The sequence below is a fragment of the Methanobrevibacter sp. genome (assembly GCF_017940815.1).
Classification (GTDB): domain Archaea; phylum Methanobacteriota; class Methanobacteria; order Methanobacteriales; family Methanobacteriaceae; genus Methanocatella.
This window is the reverse complement of record NZ_JAGAXX010000021.1, coordinates 1-19683: the sequence shown is the minus strand read 5'-3', so window position 1 is coordinate 19683 and position 19683 is coordinate 1. Positions and strand designations below refer to the sequence as shown.

The 19683-nt window shown below is 36.7% G+C and carries 21 protein-coding genes and 1 pseudogene; 7 read left to right on the top strand and 15 right to left on the bottom strand.

The annotated features are described in order from the left end of the window. The 9 genes and pseudogenes from ILA26_RS03095 to ILA26_RS03055 form a co-directional block, all read right to left on the bottom strand. A pseudogene (locus ILA26_RS03095) lies at positions 1-161 on the bottom strand (30S ribosomal protein S3ae); the annotation flags it as partial. A 448-nt stretch (positions 162-609) separates the two neighbouring features. Continuing rightward, positions 610-930, bottom strand: coding sequence for a NifB/NifX family molybdenum-iron cluster-binding protein (locus ILA26_RS03090; RefSeq protein ID WP_292893960.1), 321 nt, complete (start codon positions 928-930; stop codon positions 610-612). Further along, positions 931-1500 (bottom strand): flavodoxin family protein, encoded by a 570-nt coding sequence (locus tag ILA26_RS03085; protein ID WP_292893958.1) that lies wholly within the window; start codon positions 1498-1500, stop codon positions 931-933. Between the two features lie 9 nt (positions 1501-1509). Beyond that, a complete protein-coding gene (gene mtnP / locus ILA26_RS03080) occupies positions 1510-2268 on the bottom strand; it encodes an S-methyl-5'-thioadenosine phosphorylase (RefSeq protein ID WP_292893956.1) in 759 nt (252 codons plus the stop codon). A gap of 5 nt (positions 2269-2273) precedes the next feature. After that, the gene (locus ILA26_RS03075) at positions 2274-3722 is read right to left on the bottom strand and encodes an RtcB family protein (protein WP_292893954.1); all 1449 of its coding nucleotides are present in this window, start codon (positions 3720-3722) and stop codon (positions 2274-2276) included. A 114-nt stretch (positions 3723-3836) separates the two neighbouring features. Beyond that, the gene (locus ILA26_RS03070) at positions 3837-4157 is read right to left on the bottom strand and encodes a hypothetical protein (RefSeq protein WP_292893952.1); all 321 of its coding nucleotides are present in this window, start codon (positions 4155-4157) and stop codon (positions 3837-3839) included. A gap of 33 nt (positions 4158-4190) precedes the next feature. After that, positions 4191-4604 (bottom strand): archease, encoded by a 414-nt coding sequence (locus ILA26_RS03065; protein ID WP_292893950.1) that lies wholly within the window; start codon positions 4602-4604, stop codon positions 4191-4193. A gap of 394 nt (positions 4605-4998) precedes the next feature. Next, entirely contained in the window at positions 4999-6108 is a 1110-nt protein-coding gene (locus ILA26_RS03060) for an ORC1-type DNA replication protein (RefSeq protein WP_292893948.1), read from the bottom strand. A 37-nt stretch (positions 6109-6145) separates the two neighbouring features. Then, positions 6146-6865, bottom strand: coding sequence for a 6-hydroxymethylpterin diphosphokinase MptE-like protein (locus tag ILA26_RS03055; RefSeq protein WP_292893946.1), 720 nt, complete (start codon positions 6863-6865; stop codon positions 6146-6148). Positions 6866-7088: 223 nt separating this feature from the next. On the opposite strand from ILA26_RS03055, the gene ILA26_RS03050 reads away from it, so the two are divergent. After that, positions 7089-8027: a hypothetical protein gene (locus ILA26_RS03050; protein WP_292893944.1), complete on the top strand. Its 939-nt coding sequence runs from the start codon at positions 7089-7091 to the stop codon at positions 8025-8027. A 1-nt stretch (position 8028) separates the two neighbouring features. On the opposite strand, the gene ILA26_RS03045 is transcribed toward ILA26_RS03050, so the two are convergent. Both ILA26_RS03045 and ILA26_RS03040 read right to left on the bottom strand, forming a co-directional pair. Then, on the bottom strand, positions 8029-8676 hold the full coding sequence (locus ILA26_RS03045; RefSeq protein ID WP_292893942.1) for a DUF6198 family protein: 648 nt from the start codon (positions 8674-8676) through the stop codon (positions 8029-8031). Positions 8677-8691: 15 nt separating this feature from the next. Continuing rightward, a complete protein-coding gene (locus ILA26_RS03040; protein WP_292893940.1) occupies positions 8692-9360 on the bottom strand; it encodes a DUF6198 family protein in 669 nt (222 codons plus the stop codon). Positions 9361-9557: 197 nt separating this feature from the next. Here ILA26_RS03040 and ILA26_RS03035 point away from each other — a divergent pair, with 197 nt between their 5' ends. The 4 genes from ILA26_RS03035 (at position 9558) to ILA26_RS03020 (ending at position 12308) form a co-directional block, all read left to right on the top strand. Next, the gene (locus tag ILA26_RS03035; protein WP_292893938.1) at positions 9558-10700 is read left to right on the top strand and encodes an alanine--glyoxylate aminotransferase family protein; all 1143 of its coding nucleotides are present in this window, start codon (positions 9558-9560) and stop codon (positions 10698-10700) included. 348 nt (positions 10701-11048) lie between these two features. Then, positions 11049-11474 carry a spore germination protein GerW family protein gene (locus tag ILA26_RS03030; protein ID WP_292893936.1) on the top strand — a complete coding sequence of 142 codons (426 nt, stop codon included), beginning with the start codon at positions 11049-11051 and terminating at the stop codon, positions 11472-11474. A gap of 74 nt (positions 11475-11548) precedes the next feature. After that, complete coding sequence (locus ILA26_RS03025; protein ID WP_292893934.1) at positions 11549-12067, top strand: DUF2953 domain-containing protein; 519 nt, start codon at positions 11549-11551, stop codon at positions 12065-12067. Then, the gene (locus ILA26_RS03020; RefSeq protein WP_292893932.1) at positions 12057-12308 is read left to right on the top strand and encodes a hypothetical protein; all 252 of its coding nucleotides are present in this window, start codon (positions 12057-12059) and stop codon (positions 12306-12308) included. Before ILA26_RS03025 ends, ILA26_RS03020 begins: the two co-directional genes overlap by 11 nt. A gap of 7 nt (positions 12309-12315) precedes the next feature. On the opposite strand, the gene ILA26_RS03015 is transcribed toward ILA26_RS03020, so the two are convergent. Next, positions 12316-13848: a thiamine pyrophosphate-binding protein gene (locus ILA26_RS03015; RefSeq protein WP_292893930.1), complete on the bottom strand. Its 1533-nt coding sequence runs from the start codon at positions 13846-13848 to the stop codon at positions 12316-12318. Beyond that, positions 13845-14303 carry a deoxyuridine 5'-triphosphate nucleotidohydrolase gene (locus tag ILA26_RS03010; RefSeq protein WP_292893928.1) on the bottom strand — a complete coding sequence of 153 codons (459 nt, stop codon included), beginning with the start codon at positions 14301-14303 and terminating at the stop codon, positions 13845-13847. The genes ILA26_RS03015 and ILA26_RS03010 overlap by 4 nt, the downstream gene beginning before the upstream one ends. A 64-nt stretch (positions 14304-14367) precedes the next feature. Between ILA26_RS03010 and dmpI the strand changes: the two genes are divergently transcribed. Further along, positions 14368-14556, top strand: a complete 189-nt coding sequence (gene dmpI / locus ILA26_RS03005; protein ID WP_292893926.1) for a 4-oxalocrotonate tautomerase DmpI — start codon at positions 14368-14370, stop codon at positions 14554-14556. Positions 14557-14647: 91 nt separating this feature from the next. Here dmpI and ILA26_RS03000 read toward each other — a convergent pair whose 3' ends face one another. After that, positions 14648-15571 carry a hypothetical protein gene (locus ILA26_RS03000; protein WP_292893924.1) on the bottom strand — a complete coding sequence of 308 codons (924 nt, stop codon included), beginning with the start codon at positions 15569-15571 and terminating at the stop codon, positions 14648-14650. Between the two features lie 761 nt (positions 15572-16332). After that, on the bottom strand, positions 16333-18312 hold the full coding sequence (locus tag ILA26_RS02995; protein WP_292893922.1) for a hypothetical protein: 1980 nt from the start codon (positions 18310-18312) through the stop codon (positions 16333-16335). A 424-nt stretch (positions 18313-18736) separates the two neighbouring features. Between ILA26_RS02995 and ILA26_RS02990 the strand changes: the two genes are divergently transcribed. Beyond that, positions 18737-19549 (top strand): hypothetical protein, encoded by an 813-nt coding sequence (locus ILA26_RS02990; RefSeq protein ID WP_292893920.1) that lies wholly within the window; start codon positions 18737-18739, stop codon positions 19547-19549. The last annotated feature ends 134 nt before the right edge of the window (positions 19550-19683 follow it).

The window sequence follows — 19683 nt, the reverse complement described above, 5'->3', positions numbered from 1 at the left end:
CTCATGGTAACTTCTACGCCTCTTCCAATGAGAAGTTCTGGATCTTTTGCTGGAGTTTCTCCAATTTCTTTATCTTCAAAGTTCACTGGTGTTTTAATAGTATACCAGGATTTTTCTTTCCATGTATCACGTACTCTACGTCTTGCTTTTGCTTTTGCCATTATATCAACCGTTTAATATTATATATAATTATTTTAGCGTTCACGCCAATTAAATAAAATTTTTATAAAATAGTCTTATTTTAAGTATAGCACTTAATCTGAACTGTAAAAATGATTTTAAGTAAGTATAAATTTACAATCGTTAATTTGACTATTGTGAGTTATCCTCACGTTATTTTAAGAAAATATTTTTAATTAAGTTTTATTTTTTAAAACCCGCCCATAAAGGTTATTATTAGTTATTTTATTCATGATATATAAAGATTATTAAAATAGTAGAAAATTACTGAAATTTTTGTGATTTTGAAAAATAAAAAATTTACAAAAAATATATTCGGAAAAATCAAAACCACATTTACGAGCTTAAAATAAGAAAATAAGGATTATGCATCCTTATCCAAAAGATGTTACAATATATGAAATCTGTCTACAATATAGAAAATAAACATTATTTTCTCATGAATTCGACATGATCAATATATTTCTGTAAGACCTCATCAATTGGCCCTTCATCCATGACAAGTTTTATGCCTGCATCTTCAGCCTTGATTTTTGACTTGAATCCGTATTGAACGCAAATCAAAACGTCACAGTCTTCACATGCCTTGATGACCTTGCCACCTTGATGTTTTGAATCAGGTGAAATTTCAACATCACGAGATTCTACAAAACTCAAATCATCATCATATTCGTATATGTATACTGTGCTTCCCTTTCCCAAGTGCAAGTCAACATTTTCTCCATCACTTGATACAACAGCCAAACGCATCTAATCCCTCACCTTTTTAATCAATTGAGCAACATTACGCCCAAATAACCTTATGGTTTCAATACCTTCCTCATCTTCAAGAGCAGTGCCCTCTTCACCGGCGATCACCATATTCCAATAGGTGCTACCCACTATAATCATATTATTAATTGTGAAAAACATTGACATTTCCTGAAGGGTCAATGTTACACCACCTCTTCTTGCAACGGAAATCGGCCCTCCGACCATCCAGTCAAGGAAATGATCCCCATGTCTTGAAACACGACCGATTCTTTGAAGAGCAGACATTATGTCTCCACGGGCGGTCCCGAAATACACTGGAGCAGCAGGAATGAATCCATCCGCATCACGCAATTTGTCTATGATTTCATCCAAACCGTCAGGAAGAGTGCAGTTTCCAGTTTCCTGACATTTTCCACATGCAATGCATGATTGAATCCTTTTACCCCTAAGGGAAACGATTTCAGTCTCGACACCCTCTTTTTCTATTTCACGGGCACATTCTTCCAACACCATCAGGGTGTTAGAGTTTGCCCTGGGACTTGCATTTAATAATATAACCTTAGACATATATCACACCTACACTTCAGCACCATCTAATGCATGATGACAGCTGCAATCCTGTGACTCGTCAACGTTTTTGATGAAATTATATATCAGTTCAAGTAGGTCAGCTTCCATTTCACCGACCATTTCAAAGACCTCATCAATTGTAAGCTCATCCTCGGAAATTCCGGAAGCATAGTTTGAGACTATGCAAATAGAATTGTAGCACATTTCCCTTTCGCGTGCCAAAGTGACTTCAGGAACCCCAGTCATTCCGACAAGGTCTCCTCCAAGCATCTTGAACATCTTGATTTCTGCAGGAGTCTCAAATCTTGGCCCTTCTGTGCATACATAGGTTCCTCCAAGGATAACATCACCGGATTTTGCCAACACATCCCTCAATTGAGGGCAATATGCCTCGGTAACATCAATGTGAACAACCTTGTCCTCATAAAATGTCTTTACGCGGTCCTGTGAGAAATCCAAAAAATCATCAGGAATTACAAATGTGCCCGGAGCCATATCCTCATTCATGGATCCTACGGAATTTGTTGCAATGATTTTGGTGACGCCCGCTTGCTTCAATGCCTCAATGTTTGCACGATAGTTGATTTTATGCGGAGGAATTGAGTGTCCTGAAGCATGACGAGGAATGAAAGCCACCTTTTTGGAAAATATATCCAAAATGGACACCTTAACATCACCATAAGGGGTGCTGATTATCTTTTCTTCACAGCTGTCTGCCTTTTGAGTGATTTCATACACTCCGCTTCCGCCAATTATTCCAATCATATTATCTATCCTTTGCAGACTGAAAGCGGTTTGACTTTAGCGACAAGTTTTGCAATGCCTGTGCTGTCAGATACACGTACAACGGAGTCCACGTCCTTATATGCGCCAGGTGCTTCCTCTTCAATCACATGTTTGCTGGTTGCCTTGATTTTAATTCCTTTTGAAGACAACTCTTCAGTGATTTCATCAGCGTCATAATCCTTTTTGGCCTGTGACCTGGACAATACCCTTCCTGCACCATGAGCGGTTGAACCGAAAGTCTCTTCCATTGCGGTTTGGGTACCGTGCAATACATATGAAGCGGTTCCCATGGTTCCAGGAATCAATACCGGCTGTCCAACTTCCCTGTATTTTTCAGGAACTTCTTCCCTTCCAGGACCGAATGCCCTTGTTGCACCTTTTCTGTGAACTAAAACTTCCTCTTCACGGTTGTAAACCTTGTGAGTTTCCATTTTAGCGATGTTATGAGCCACATCATAGACAATGTCCATTTCCATGTCCTTAGCGGATTTTCCTAAGACCTCTTCAAAGGTTTCCCTTATCCAGTGAGTCATCATTTGTCTGTTTGCCCATGCATAATTAGCTGCAGCAGCCATAGCCTGAATGTAATTTTGTGCTTCTTTTGTGTTTAAAGGAGCGCAAGCCAATTGCCTGTCTGCAATGTCGATTTTGTAATTTTTATAAGCTTTATCCATTATTCTTAAGTAATCTGAGCATATTTGGTGTCCGCAGCCTCTGGAACCTGAATGAATCATGATGACAATCATTCCTTTTTCAAGGCCAAAGACTTTTGCAACTTCCTCGTTGTAGATTTCATCAACCACTTGAACTTCCAGGAAGTGATTTCCTGAACCAAGAGAACCCAATTGAGGAATACCTCTTTTTTTAGCCTTGTCTGACACTATGCTTGAATCAGCATCGACCATTCTTCCGTTCTCTTCTAAAACTTCCAAATCTTCTGGCCATCCGTAACCGTTATTTACTGCCCATTCTGCACCGTAGTCAAGAACATCGTTGATTTCGTCCTCTTCAAGCCTGATTTTTCCTTTGCTTCCAACTCCAGACGGGATATTTTTGAATAGCTTTTCTGTAAGCTCATCCAAGTGGCCTTCAATGTCTTCAATTGTCAAGTTGGATTTAATCAGTCTGACTCCACAGTTGATGTCAAACCCTACTCCACCAGGGGACACGATACCGTTCCTTAGGCTGAATGCCGCAACTCCACCGATTGGGAATCCGTATCCGAAATGGATGTCAGGCAATCCGATTGAGTATCTTTGAACACCCGGCAAGCATGCCACGTTAACAATCTGTTCGATAGCTCCTTCTTCAAGTTCGTCAATGTATTCATCTGCAATGTAAAATCTTCCGGAAGCCCTCATACGTTTGTTGTAGGATCCTGGAATCTCATAAACATTGTCCCTAACTTTTTTAATTTCATCTTTAATGCTCATAATAATCACAAAAATATTATGTTTTAATATATATTGGTGGTGTTTTAATAAGGTTTTGGTAAAATTAGAGAATTTCATGAATGAAAGGCATTCCTAAAAATATTAAAAAAATAATTATTTTCTAAATAGTGCAGATATTCCTGCAATCAAAAGAAATATTCCGCTTATTACGTTAATGTGTGCTGAACCGACAATTACAAACATTGTTGCAATTATGAAGCCCACACCTGCAATTTCAGAATTTTTCCTAACATAATATACTGAAAATAAACCTAGAATAGACGCTGCAATAGCTACAAGACCTAAAAAAGAGGTATGTGCCTGACCGAAGCTTTCTAGAAATATTAAAAAAGATCCGGAGAATATTCCAATAATTGATCCTATCAATCCCATTGCCATTTCAAAGTTTCTTGAAATTATCTTAGTCTTTTTCATAATTAATATTATATATTATATATTATTTAATGGTTACAAGTCAACGATGGCCTGAAGTTCAAATTTGTCAGTTTTTTTAACGTCCATCTTATGGAATGTTATTGCCTTGATTTCTGTTTTTCTCTCATGCTTGTCCCAATCAATTGGCTCTCCCTTGATTGTTGCCCTCAATTGAAGATTGTCATCGATTTCAACGTGAAATTCGCTGAAAAGCATGAATTCTATCTCATGATAGAACAATAACTCTTCAAGATAATCATATAATAGAGATATCTCGTCCTCTGAACGTACCTTAAATGATATTTCCTTTACGGCATCAATGTTTGATGTATCTGAAATGATATTAAAAATGGCCAAGCCTGCATTTTCAAATGCCTCGTTTAGGCTTTCGCCATATGCCTTGAATCCAATATCGGCAGTTACGTCAAAATACTCAAATTTTTTCATGATTTTTTCCTCAAAATATTACTTTTCAAATGCTCTCTATCTCTTTGTTTATATTATGTTTTTGACAATTTTAAATATAGTGATTAAAATGTTTAGCAATAAAGACACCACAATACAAGTAGATTTAAGAAAAAAAAGTTCAATAAAAGACGAATTAGATTTCAATAATCTAGATATTCAATCTTGCATGGTAGTGCTCGTAGTTATTACAGCATTTCTATTATCTGTTATTTCTGTTGCAGCCGCACAAGCGCCAGTTATCTAAATTGGCGTCATTATTTTTAAAACAATGCCAAACCCTTAAGCGGTTTGTAACATTAGATTATGAGCCTATCATGCAAATCATACTCTAATGTTTAACAGAAACTAATTTCCCGTTTTGCAGGAAAAATGATTAAAATGAATAGTCATCGGGGTTGAAACGCAATATAATTTCTCTTGAATTTCCTCTAACCCCTTTTCCTGTAAATTTAGTATCGATTAATCTTACGAATTCTAACTTATCTAGCGCACGATTGAATGATGCATAGCTAGAACCTGTTTTTTGCTTGAATAATTCTGACAATTCTCCTGCAGTGTAGACACCGTCATAGTCGGCAATCATTCTCAAGATGCTTCTTTCCTGATCATTTAATGATTTCAATGTTTCAACGACATTTATTGAAACGAGTGAATCGATTGCATTGTCGAAGTGCTCCTGTGTGATTTCACGGCTTGCATCAGCTTCAGCAATGTTTCCGCAGCTTCTGAGGAGATTGATTCCAACCCTCAAGTCACCATTTTCAAGGGCGTACATTGATATCTGTTCCAATATGTCATCAGACAATACTCCTGGGAAGAATCCTGCATTTACACGGTCACGAAGAATATTTTCAATTTCTGAGTAAGTATATAATGGGAATGTGATTTCTTGAGGAATAAAAACAGTGTTTACATTCTTGTCGAATGCATATTTGAATTCCAAATCAGACAATATTGCAAATATTGATGTTTTAACTCCAGGATATTCCTCATATGCCCTTAATAAATCATAAACTACCTTATTGGCATTTTTAGATTGGAACAAGTAATTTATATCATCGAATGCAACCACTAAAGATTTGGAATTTTTTTGAAGATCTTTCATGATTTGGTCATATATTCTTGAGAAAGGAACTCCTGTTTCGGGAGGAATGTGTCCGAACATCTTTTTATATATCTGTGAAAAGATTCCGAAACGTGTTGTGTGCAATTGACAGTTTATGTAGACGCACACCACCTTTTCAGTGTTTTTTTCAACCAGTTCAAACACTTTTCTTATTGCGGTTGTCTTGCCTGTTGCAGGTGAACCTAAAACAATTGCGTTTGAAGGTTGGCCTCCTTTCATTGCAGGCCTTATGCTCATTGCCATTGCTTCCATTTGAGTGTCCCTGAAATTGTAGTTCGGAGGCACATAATCCGGATCAAAAGCGTTTATGTTTTGAAAAAGACTTTCATCATGCATTAAAATATCTTCGATTCCCATATTATCATATTATATATTAACTATTATAAATCAATTATTATTCACACAAGTTGATTACATCAACATCTTCATTGTCGACAATCCATTGTGTAAATTTCTCAGCATACATCAATTTTTTCTTTTTGAAGTCATCTGCCTTTTCAACGTCCTTTTCAATGTTAGGCCTTGAGTATTTTGTCACCATATCCCCAAAGTCCATTCCTGCAAGGATAATTTCAGATGCACCTAGCGCAACTGCCAAAAAGAGTGCCCTGTCCCCATCGGTGAATCCACCGAAATTGTAAAGGTTTCCCACAGGTTGTGCCTGTGTGGTTCCAAGGACGTTGTTGAAAAATGAGGTTACAGTTGCAATCTTATCGATATTGTCGCCGTGAGCATGGACAATAATGTTAGCTCCCCTTATGTTTGCAAGGAGTATGTCGTCAAGCTTGCCGTCAAGGTCTGTTGCAACTATATCCGGCGCCACCTTTTGCTCAATCAATGCAGTTGTTGCACCGTCAGCGGCAACGAGAACATAATCCTTCAAGTCATAATCCTTTTTCAGCATTTCAATGTGTTCATTTAGGGAGGGTCCTGCACCGAAAACGATGAACTTGTCTGAAAACCCAACAATTTGAGACAAGTCGTCTAATGTCAAGCATCCTTCTGTGGATAAGATTTCATCCAATAGTTTTGCAGATTCCTCATCGTTCTTGCGTGAAAAACCAAAGTCTTCAAGAATTTCAGTATAATATTTTTCCCAGAGTCCAAATTCCATGTTTAAACCTCACTATATTTAATTTAACTCTTGATTAATTAAATAATTTATTGTTTATGTGAAAATTTAAAAATTGATTATAATGCGTTTTTTTACGAAACAAGTTTAATAATTAGTTTTAAAGATACATTACTTTATATATTAACTTTTTAAAAAGTATTAATTGCTCATGAGACACTTTGAATAGATTTCTGGAAATCCTATAAAAACAGGAGCTTATAAAATGACATCAAGAATTCCGCATGTAAATGATAGGACGCTCAAATACTCATCAATGGCTTTGAAAAGAAGGCAACATGAATATTTGGGACTTCCAGGAGATTATGGAACACGATATCCAAATGAAGTCGTTTTTCCAAACATGGATTCTGGCAGGGTTGATGAGCTATATTCAACAAAGGAAGGAATATTGATCAATCTTGAAGAGGAAAGTGGAGAAGTGACTGAAAAGACACTGGAGAAAATTGCAAAATACAGAATCTTCGGCAATTTCGTATATTCAAAAAGAGTATATACTGTGATAATTTGCCATAGAAATCCTAAAAACTTTCCTAAAAAGTACTATTTAACGAAAACAGACATCCTAAAGCCACATTACATATATTTTCCACAAGAGAAATTGTGGGCAAAATATGAAAACATTATTAATAAGGTAGGACAAAAAGAAAGATTAAGTGAAAGGGAAATGCTTGATATAGCATTCATTCCCAAGTACATTTCCAAACAGAACGCACCCTTCGTTACTGAATCATTGGCAAGGATATTTAAAAAAGTTAAAAATGATGATAGACTATTAAAAATAGATATAGGAAGCATATTGGGCGCAATGATTGTGAAAAATATCTCAGATGAACAAAAACAGATTGACCTAATGGAGAAGATTGGCATGAACGGAATTAAAAGAGACATTAAGGAACTAGTATATGACGAATTCGGAGATGAACTAAAGGAACTGGAAAATGAAAATCTTAAATTAAAACAAGACATCAAAAAAGAAAAAGAAGATATGAAAAGGGAAAAAGAAGATATGAAAAGGGAAAAAGAAGATATGAAAAGGGAAAAAGAAGATATGAAAAATAAACTTCATGAATTAAAGGAAATTTCCGATTGGAACACTCCAAAGGCAAAAGAGATAATTAACTCATTAATGGTATCCCTTTAAATCATTTATTGACAACATTGACTCTTTCACCAGTGATATGAGAGTACAAGTTAGAGATTTGCCTCAATGTGAACCCAACCATGAATGCTGACACGATTGTTCCTATATACACCGCACCGAATATGTTTGTATACCACAATCCGCACATTACAAGGGATATGATCACCATCAATGCATCGAATCCAATCTTTATTGTTGAAAATCTCCAGTTTGTGACAATTGCAACTGATTCAACGCATCCTTCGCCAGGAAGCGGAGCGATGTTTGCAGGCATGTAAATGAATATCCCCAATGCTGTTAGGAAAATGCTTATTGCCAAAAAGACAATCATCATGAGCACTGACCCGTCAAACGGAATGAATGACACCAGATACAGTGCAAGATCCGTAAAGTATCCGAACAATACGCAATTAATCAGCTGGAGCAGCCTTTTCCTTTTAAATTGCCTGCGCAATATCAAAAATTGGACCAGAATAAGAGTCGCATTGAATATGAAAGTGGTTATTCCAATGTTGATGTTGGTTATCAATGCCAAAGAATAAGAAATAGAGCTTATGGGAGTTGTTCCGAGTGTTGAGATGATTGAAAATGCCACACCAAGAGACATTATGAACAATCCTACCACAAATGAACAAATCCTTTTTATCATATTATATAATATATATTACATCTTTTTTAAATCCACATGATTTCCGGTGAAGTGGGCGTGTATCTTGTGGATGTACTTCACGGTTGTGCCTATGAATAGTGCGCCAATTATTGTTCCGAGACCTACGCTTCCAAACTGGCCTAAAAATCCGTAACTTAAAATAAGTGCTGTTGCAACAACGCAAACGTCAAAATAAACCTTGATTGTGTGGAAAGGCTTTTCGGTAACGATTGCAATTGCCTGTGTAACACCCTCAACGGACAGTGGAATGATGTTTGTCGGAACGTAGAAAAAGAGTCCCAGAGCTATGAAAAACACGGCAAGCATTGTCATTAGAAGGCTGATTGCAATGCTGTCTGACATCGGTATGAATCCCAATAGAGCCACTGACAAGCTTGTAAACGCACCGAAGAGCACCCCTACAAATACCTGAAAGAAATGCTTTTTCTTGAAGTCATCCCTAAGCAACAGCCACTCAATTGCCACTAAAATTGCATGAAATATGAATGTTGCAACCCCTATTTCAACAAGCCATATCAGATTCATCGCATATGGAATGGAACTTACAGGAGCGGAACCCCATGCTGATTTTATCGAGAATGCCACCCCCAAGGTTATCAGATATAGGCCGAAAATATAGTTGAACACTCTCTTTACCGTTAGTTCCTCTCCACTGAATTGCATACTAATATATTAGTTTACATCATATTTAAACAGTTAGTAAAAATCATATTAACATTTTAAACAATGTACTAAACTGTACAGTGAAAACAGTAAAAATAATGAATAAACAGTATATAAAAATATTTAATAAGAATGAAAATAAGATATATATAATGGCTTAAACTAAGCTGATTTTCTAGAAAATTGGAGGAAATTTAATGAATGATATCTTATTAATGCTTCCTGGACCAACAACAGTGCATCCTAGAGTACTCAATGCAATGTCACAAGCTGTTGTTAACCACAGAGGAGCTAAATATGGTGAAATTTTAACTGAAACTACTGAATTGATGAGTAAAGTTTTCCAAACTCAAAATGATTCTTACTTATTAACTGGATCAGGAACCGCAGCAATGGAAGCTGGAATCGCTAACACTGTAGCTCCTGGTGAAAAAATGTTAAATGTCGTAGGTGGAAAATTCGGTGAACGTTTCATGAAAATCGCTCAAACCCATGGAATCGACACCCAAGAGTTAGCAGTCGAATGGGGAACTGCAGTAACCCCTGAAGCTGTTGAAGAAGCACTTGAAGCAGATGAAGACATCAAAGCTGTAAGTGTAATCCACAACGAAACCTCAACAGGTGTAGCTGCACCTATTGAAGCAATCGGTAAAGTTATGAAAAATTATGATGCATTATACATAGTTGATACCGTATCCTCCCTTGCAGGAGATGAAGTGAACGTGGACAAGTTCGGAATTGACGTATGTCTTACAGGATCCCAAAAATGTATCGCAGCACCACCTGGAATGGGCGCTATTACCTTAAGTGACGACGCATGGGCTGCAGTTGATAAAGTGGAAACCAACACTTTCTACTTAGACATGAAAGCTGCAAGAAAAAGCGGTAGCAAAGTGCCGCCTGAAACTCCTTACACCCCATCAGTTTCACTTACATACGCAATGAATGAAGCTTTAAAAATGATTATGGAAGAAGGACTTGACAACAGGGTTGCTCGTCACCACAAAGCTGCTAAAGCTAGCGTAGCAGCAGTCAAAGCATTAGGCTTAGAATTATTCGCTGACGAAGCAGTATCATCTGCAACCGTAACCGCTGTTAAAATGCCTGAAGGCGTTGCTGATTCCGACTTCAGAGGAACCACACGTGACAAATACGGCGTTGAATTAGCTGGTGGTCAAGACCACTTGAAAGGAAACATTTTCAGGATAGGACACATGGGAAATATTTCCTACAAGGAATTAACTCAAACATTTGCCGCTATCGGTATGACCTTAAAAGGTTTAGGCGTAATCGACGACGCTGGTGCTGGTGTGGCATCAATTGCGGAATCATACTTATGATTCTTCTTTTTTTTCTTTTTTTTATTCGAAATGAAGTAATATATTTTTGATAATATCATCCACTTATAAGTTATAATATGCTGATTTTTTACACTTGAAATGCATGTTAGAAGTTATAACTTATATGTTACACTTGAAATGGATGTCTTCAAGTTGTGTCTTAGAACTGATAATTTCAAAGTTACACTTGAAATGCACCTCTCGAAATTGTTTGTTAGAACTTATAAGTGAAAAGTTACACTTGAAATTTATGTCTTATAAGTAAAAAAAGTATTACTTATTGTTGAAAGTAAAGTTATATAAAATAATAAAAACAAAAATATGAACATATACATAGGATGTGAAACTATGGCAGACAATATTAAAACAACAGTTGAAGAATTACGTAAATTGATTAATGTCGATAATGTAATCGGAACTCCAATTGAAACTGAAGATAAAGTTCTCATTCCAGTAATGAGAATGGGTGTTGGATTTGGAGCCGGAGAAAACCTATTAGGCAGTGAAAACACTGATATAGCAGGGGCAGGAGCAGGAGTGGAACCTATATCCATGGTAATGATTCCTAAAAAAGGAAATGACGCTGAAGGAGTTCGTGTTCTTGACTTGAGCAAAGGTACAGAAACCAACAAGGCATTATCCGATTTAGGATTGATAATCACCGACCTTGTCAAAAGCTTCCTTGGATCACAGCAAGCTACTGACGAGTACTACGATGAATCAGAATACATAGAACCTGAATTCAGCACAAGCGACAGTGAAGCTGAAGAATAGGAATTTACTGCATGTTAAACATCCTAGGGATGATTATTCTAATAATCATCTTATTTATCATTATTTTGCTTTTAATGGGAATTAGAATCTCCATTGAATACACCAAAATAGGCAGTGAATTGAAAGGATGTTTAAAAATACTAATTTTTAAAAGAATTAATGTTTATTCTCGTCAATGGCCAAGTGAAAAGGAAAAAGAAGAAAAAAAAGATGACGACGAGGATAAGGATAGGGACATCAAAAAGCTATATGAACTGGCCAAACCTTGTTTTAAAGATTTGAAGGCATATCTGAAATCAGTACTGAAAAGCCTTAAAGTTCAGAAACTGAAAAATCACATCATTTTTGGGATGGACAGCTACGCCGATACAGGACAGTATATCGGCATCATCTGGGGAATTCTTGCTACAGTCAACCCACTTCATGAAAAAATACAAATCAGTGCTGAGCCGTCATTCAATGGAAGCAGGCTTGACGGCTATGGTGAAAACAACATCGAGATATATCCATTGAAGATTATAGTCCCAACAATCAAGTTAATTTCAAACAAAAATGTTCGCAAATTGATAAGAGGTGTCCTTGATGAAAGATGAAATTTTCGAGACATTTCAAATCAATGAGACCGTGACATATGAGTTTTGCGAAATTTGCGGACTAACATTTGCCTTTAGAGAAAAAATATACACCATGAATGACAGCCTGACTTCCGCCGAAATAAAACCGGCCGGAATAATTTATGAAGAAAATGGTGAATTTTACCTAGCTCCCCTAGATAAGACTATCAACATAGAGCCAATTGTTAAAGAATATGTGAAAAATTTTTTAAAAAAATAATGTGAAATCATTGAGGAAGAGGAATGTCCTCACTTTCCACAATAACTTCCACAACCAGTGGTCCGGTCAGCTCTTTTTCAAGAATCATCTCAAGGTCATCAAGGTTGTCCACCTGTATGGCGTCAATACCATAGCTTGAGGCCAACTTCAGGAAGTTTGGATTTTTCAAATTTGTTTGGTACGGATCCATTTCATAGAATTGCTCTTCCCATTGCCTGATGATTCCGAACTCTGAATTGTTCAAAATGAAAATGATAATATCCAGGTCATTCTCCTTTAAGGTTGCAAGTTCCTGAAGGTTCATCTGAAAGTCACCGTCACCGTTTATGACTATCACCTTCTCGCCGGTTGCAACGCTTGCACCTATTGCTGCAGGAAGACCATAACCCATCGGTGCCATTGCACCTGAGAACAATAGCTGCCGTGGTTTTATGGATTTCTTGAGAAGTGTTGTCCAGGTGGTGTGTGAGCCGGCATCTGAAACTATGATGTTGTCTGGGAATTTCTCAAGTATTCTTTTTATTGCTGATTGAGGTTTTGCCTCATCATCCAAACCTTCCAATTCATATTCGCCTGAATGCTTTAAAATTTCACCCCGCCAGCCAACTTCTCTGAATCTGATTTGTGACAGGAAGTCCTCAACTTTTCCATGAATCGGATAGTCTCCAACCAGAACATCCCTGTTGATGTTTACATGAATGAAATTGTCTGGCACTGCAGGCAATGTCCTTTCGCTTGCCTTGATTCCAAGACCTATTATGCAGTCTGCATTTTCAAATGCATATTTTGCCTGAGGGTTTGCACGTATTCCGCACAGTCCCAAACTCAAGTCATCGGTTTCACAAACTATTCCCTTGCCGTGGAATGTTGATGTGGCCGGAATGTTGTATTTGTGAACTATTTCATTGATGAGCTTTTCCTGGCTTATTGCCCCTGCGCCCAGGATAAGCAATGGCCTTTCAGCTGAATCGATCAGTTCCTGAGCCCTTGTGATGTTTGACATGTCATCCTCACATAGGTAGCACAGGTCAAAATCGTCAAATTCCTCCTGAAGGAGGACATCCTTTGCAAGATTGATATGAATCGGACCCTTTGGAATGGTCTTTAGCTCATAAATTGCTGCCCTTAAGACATACATTGCCTCTGTTCCGTTCAATGGATTGTATGATGCTTGTGTGATGTGCTTGAGGATTTCAAACTGAGGGGTTGTCTGGAAGTGGTCGCTTCCCCTGTATTTCAACTCATTGTCCCCGGTTAAAATCAACATTGGAACATTGTCCTTATATGCAGTGGCCACTGCCATTGTGGTGTTCAGCGCTCCAGGTGAAGCGGTAGTGATGCAGACTCCAATCTTTCCGCTTGAACGTGTGTATCCGTCTGCTGCATGAGCTGCCGCCTGTTCGTGTTTTGTCAGAATATGGCAGACATTGGAATTTGAGAGGGCCTTGTATAAAGGCATTATCTGCTCGCCAGGAATTCCAAAGACTGTATCTATTCCCTCCTCTTCAAGGATTTTTACAATCTTATCGGCAACGTTCACTCTTTAGCCTCCTGATATGACCCGTTGTACTCTCCTGAACCTTCAACCGGAAAGACAACTGCCTGAGCGATTCTGTCTCCAGATTTTATTTGATATTCAAATTCACCATGATTGTATATCATGAACATCAATGTCCCGTAAAATCCCGGATCTCCAACTGCAGTTTGAACTGATATGAATGATCTTAAAAGTGTTGAGCGTGGGAGATAAAGCATTGTGTATCCCTTTGGAATCTTGATTTTCCTTTTGATGCTTGCAAGGTAAGCAGTATGAGGTTTCAGGGTGTAGATTTCACCTGGAAGCTCTTCAATTTCAGGAAGTGTTTTTTCATTGTCAATCAGGGCCCCTCCGGTTTTCTGGACATATATCTTATCCAATTCCAAATCGATTCCAGAAGGCTGGACCAAATCCGCAAAATCAGGGAACAGTTTAACTAGTTCTTTTTCACCAAGCATATTATCAAATCCTTATAATAATTTATATATTTGATTTGGTTAATATAATAAATGGTGATTAAAAATGCCAGTAATTACAATCGGTGGAAACGACGGAATAAGTGTTGAGAAAAAAAGAGAAATGGTTAAAAAAGTTTCAGAGGTAGTGGCTGAAGCATATGACTTGCCTATTGAGGCAATCACTGTATTGGTTCAAGCATATCCTAAGGAAAGCATCGGCGTTGCCGGTGAACTTTTAAGCGACAAGGAATAATTTGAATTAAGTGGGGAGTACAATGACAAACTCCCCGAATAGTTCAAACCAAAAAAGAACTAGTATTTGAATAAGTCAAATACAATATAATTTATACATCTCTTTTAATATAAACATCTTGATTTTTTGAAATTAGATTTAGCTCGATTAGCTCATCGAGGTTTTTCTGGATTTTTTCTGTGAAGTTTTTTGACCTGTATCTTTGAAGTGATTTTTCAAGGCTCTCAAGTGTGGAGTTGTCAACAGCATCTTGAACTATTTTTTGCCAAGGGGTTAATGTGAAGATCACATCCATTGGATTGCCTGCATTTTCAAGTTCCCAATTTTCATCCTTAACCTTGACATCGAAGAGGTCCTCCAATTCGGGAATCTTGTCTTTCAGCTCATCAAGGTGAGGGTGACTTGCAAGTCCAAGTTTGTGCTTTGAGATTTTTGTGATGAATTCCTCATGAACCCTGTCAAGATCAATTTCATCAGATGATGAGAAAGTGGCCAACACATATACCCTGCCATCTATAATTTCCACTATCTTATAACATTTATTTTCCTCATCATGCATGATTTGTGAAAATGAGGTTATGTCCCACATGTTGTCCATCAGATGGTTTCTCACAAATTCCGCATCCGAAAGCTCATCGTAATATCCGAAGACATAATCATCCCCGGCAATCTGCTTTTTGATGATGAATGTGTCGAAAATTTTTGTTATGTTCAGCCCGTATTTTGAATTGTTTGGATTTCGGACACGTTTTCTGATTAACCTTTGGACGGTTTCGTCAGTTGGCTTTTTCTTGAACTTTGCTATGATGTGGAGTTTTTCATCTATCACCGCAGTGATGATGTAGGTGTCCTCGACCTTTTGAATCTCATCAATCGAATCCAAATCCCAATTGTTTTCAACCAAAAGGTCCCTTGCAAAAATCGCATCATCAAGACTTTGAAATTTTCCATATCGCCTTGAACTTTTGTTGATAACAAATGATGTTTTATTTTCACGTATGTATTTTTCACTCATCGTTATGATATATGTTTGAATATCTAATAAAATTTTTCATCAAAGAGAGGTAGATTTCAAGTGTAAAGGCCTAATTTTACTGATTAATTTAAAAAAACTAAAACTATACCTTAGATTATTCAAAAAATGGTTAATTAATTGCTTTGAATGTATTTATATTAAATTTCAACAGACAGAGGATTATATTGAAAACATGGCTAAAAATAGGACTTACTCACAATGAATTTTTTTACAGTAAATGACAATTAGGAAGTTAAACTCCATATGGTTAACTCATCAGACCCAACTTAAGGACATGAGTAATTTTAATATCAATAAGATGAAATCAAGCTCAATTGTTAGGATTCGTGAAAATTTGTAAAAATTATATTGCAAAGTGAGAATTCCAGTGATAATGTAATGTATTTATTGCATTTTGAAAATAGCTTTAAAATTCAAATTTTAGAAAAATGAATACCTGGCCAACTCCGTTAATGAAAGTGAGGAATAATTTATCGATAAACCTCATAAAAACAAAAATAAACGATTTACTGTAATGAAAAATTTTTTCAATAACTCACCCAAAACGGGTAAAAACGATAAATTTGAATCCAGGTGACAGTGCGTAATCATCACCAACATGAAATGATATACGGACAACCTATACATAAGATTAAATTAAGTTACAGCAACTGGAGAAATAGTCGATTTTTTGATGATGATTTCAAGGAAAATCCTTTAAAAAAAAATGAAAAATAAAAAAATAATAGAGTTGTGAAACTCTATTTTTTAACCTTAACTGTTCTTTTAACAGTGTCCTTAAGGTATGTTGCCTGATAAGTCACTTTTTTGCCTTTCTTAAGCTTTTTCAAGACATTCTTTTTAATAACTACCTTAGCCACACCTTTCTTATTGGTCTTTACCTTGTAGGTTTTCTTGTTGAACTTGAACTTGACAACCTTGCCTTTCGCTTTCTTGCCGTTTATCTTCAATTTGGACTTGATGACTAGCTTTTTGACGGACCTTTTCACTTTTGCCTTTTTAAGGGTCAATTTGACCTTTGGTTTTAACACTTTGACATCATAGTAATAGAAAATGTCCTCAAATCCGTCTGCACCATAATAGCCAACTTCAATCTCATGTTCGCCTCTCTTAAGGTTTTTGAGGTTGTACTTGGCGACACCGTCCTTGATTGCAACCTTATGGTTCTTGCCGTCAATGTTGACTATGATATATCCTTTGCAGTCCTTAGGCACCTTGGCCTTGATGTACTTGTTTTCACCTTCACGGAACTTGTATTCAACAGTGATGTCCGGAGACACATACACTTGATAAAAGTTATCTGATACATTGTAGTCGTTTCCGGTGTAATTCACGCCAATATTGTAAATTCCCGGTTTGAAAGAATCAATCCTGACTTCAGCATAACCGTTGGACATTTTTATTGTCTTGAACACTTTGCCGTTTATGGTGACAACCAAATTGCCTTTTGCATCATTAGGCAATTTCAAATATAGCTTGGATTGGTCCTTATAGACCACGTCCATCGGACAGATCACCTCATACTCCACTGTCAGGTTATATGTTCTGGACAATGGGTAGAACTTGTCGTTGCCTGCAAATGATACGTTTAGCAGGTGATTGCCTTGAGAGAGCTTTGAGACATCCACTTCTATTTCATTGTTCACTATATATTTTGAACGCTTGAACGGATATTTGACGCCATCGATAGTGACGGTGAGCAGCTTGTTGTCCAATGTGTCAGGAAGCATTATCTCAAGGATATTCTTCTCGCCGTATGTGAAATAATACGGATAGACGTCAAAGTCGTATGTGAAGTTGACCTTTTGAGTTTTTGTCCTTGTGAGGTCCTTGCTTGAAAATACCACCTTCACCTCGGTATTTGTGTACTTGATGAATTTTTCAAGAGACAGCACATAGTAATTATCATCGGATTTTGATGTTGAAACCAGCTTGCCGTCAATGTAGACCTTGACTGTTCCGGCAACATCTTTTAATGTCTGTACGCTTATGCAGTCGTCATGGCCAATATTTATGGTCTTTGGAATATTGATTACCACATCAGTGACCGTGAAATTGAATGTCTTATTGTACGGACGATAATACTTATCCCCAAGATAAACTACCTTGAATGTGTGATTACCCAATGACAGTTTTGAGAATGGATTTTCCTTCCATGAGAAAATCGGCATTGCTTGAGTCCTGTTAATCAACCTGTCGTCAATGTAAAACTCCACTGTGCCGTTTGCTGACCTTGGAAATGTGATCATTCCAGAGTGAGGGTCATTTTTAAGAATTTCCTCAGGGAAATTCAGATAATTGTAATCCGGAGAGAACCTCATGACCTTCAGCGGAGTTGTAAGATTCAGATTGATGTTGTTGTAGAATGCACTTACCTTATAGGAAGTATAGTCAATCGGAGGCCATATTGATGCGATTACATAAAACCTCTTTTGAGGAAGCTTTATCGGAATCTTGAATGACTTTTCGGTGATTGTCTGATTGTATATAACCTCATCGTCTATCATGACGCTGAAATCCCCTTCGGAATCATCAGGCAATTCAACCTCGATGTCTGTCAGGTTTTCCTGCCACATCACCTCATCATATGTGACGTTGACATCCTCAACAATTGGTTTTTCATCAGCCAAATTGTCAATTGTGACATTTTCAGTAGCATTCACTGCGCCAATAATTAAAAAAACAAGAATTGTTAATATTAGGGCATTGACAACTTTCATAATTAATAGTATGCATTCAAATTATAAATAAGTAACTAACATCATATGTAAAATATATATTTAATTAAAAATAAACAAATTGCATTTAAAGGCGATGAATACTACAATATGGCAACCAAAACAGTTAAATCAAAATCAAATGCCCAGGAGTTTTTTAAACTCCTTCTTTTTATTTTTAATGAATATTGCGAGATATAATATGCGGAACTTATTTTATGCATCTAATCTTTTACCTGGACGAAAGCATTACAACATCCCAGCAAAATTTATTCCGATTTAACTTAATTTATTTTAATAGTAACATTTATTCGTACTTATTTTATAATATTAAAACAATAATATTGCTTTAAACTCATATCAAAAGATTTATATTCATTAAAACTTAAATTAAAGAATAATTAACAAAATTCAGAGGTGAAAATTAATGAGATTTCACGAAGATACGATCTTCAAGATTGAAGGTCAAAAATACGGACAGGAACTGATAGAAATCATGAACATTGAAGGAAAAATCCTGAAAGTGCACCAGACCGAGTATGGAATCGTCGACCCAAAAATGTACAAGCCAGATCTTGTTTTTGAACTGGAAGACCGAATAATAATCCTTGAATTTCAAAGCAGCTATGTGGACGTTAACGACAAGCGAAGATTTCGCTTTTACAGTGCAATTATAGACCAGGTCAAGGTAAAATCCAAAAAGCCAATTGAAGTGCATGTCCTAAGCACAGTAGAGCCTGAAAAGACCAAATGCTATAAAATCAATCCAGATTCCCGCTTTCCGATATATATCCATTCCCTAAAAAGCATTGATGGAGATAGATTTATTAACAAGATGAACACTAAAATAGAACATGAAGAGTACTTCACTGAAAAAGAATTGTTAATGACAACATTGTTTTGCTTCATGAAAAGCACGCAAGATGTGGAGAAGAAAATCCTTGATTCAGCAGAATTAATAAGCAGTATTCCAGGATTAAAAAAAGAGATGGCACAATTCGCCAAAGGAATAGTGCTTATGTTATGTGACAAGTTCGTTAAAGATGACACATTAAATTATAGAATAACAAATCTAGTAGGTGGAAACATGGAAAACGTAGAAAGATATGCACAAGACAGAGTAGATGAAAACAACAAACAAATCATAATTAAACTAACCGAAAAAGGATTTACAACAGAAGAAATAATCGAAACACTAAACGTAAGCAAAGACTTCATCGAAAAAACACTCGCCAAATAAACCACAAAAACCCAAAATCCCTACGAAATCACAGGTGTAAACATGGAAAACGTAGAAAGATATGCGCAAAAATATACACAAGACAGAGTAGATGAAAACACCAAACAAATCATAATTAAACTAACCGAAAAAGG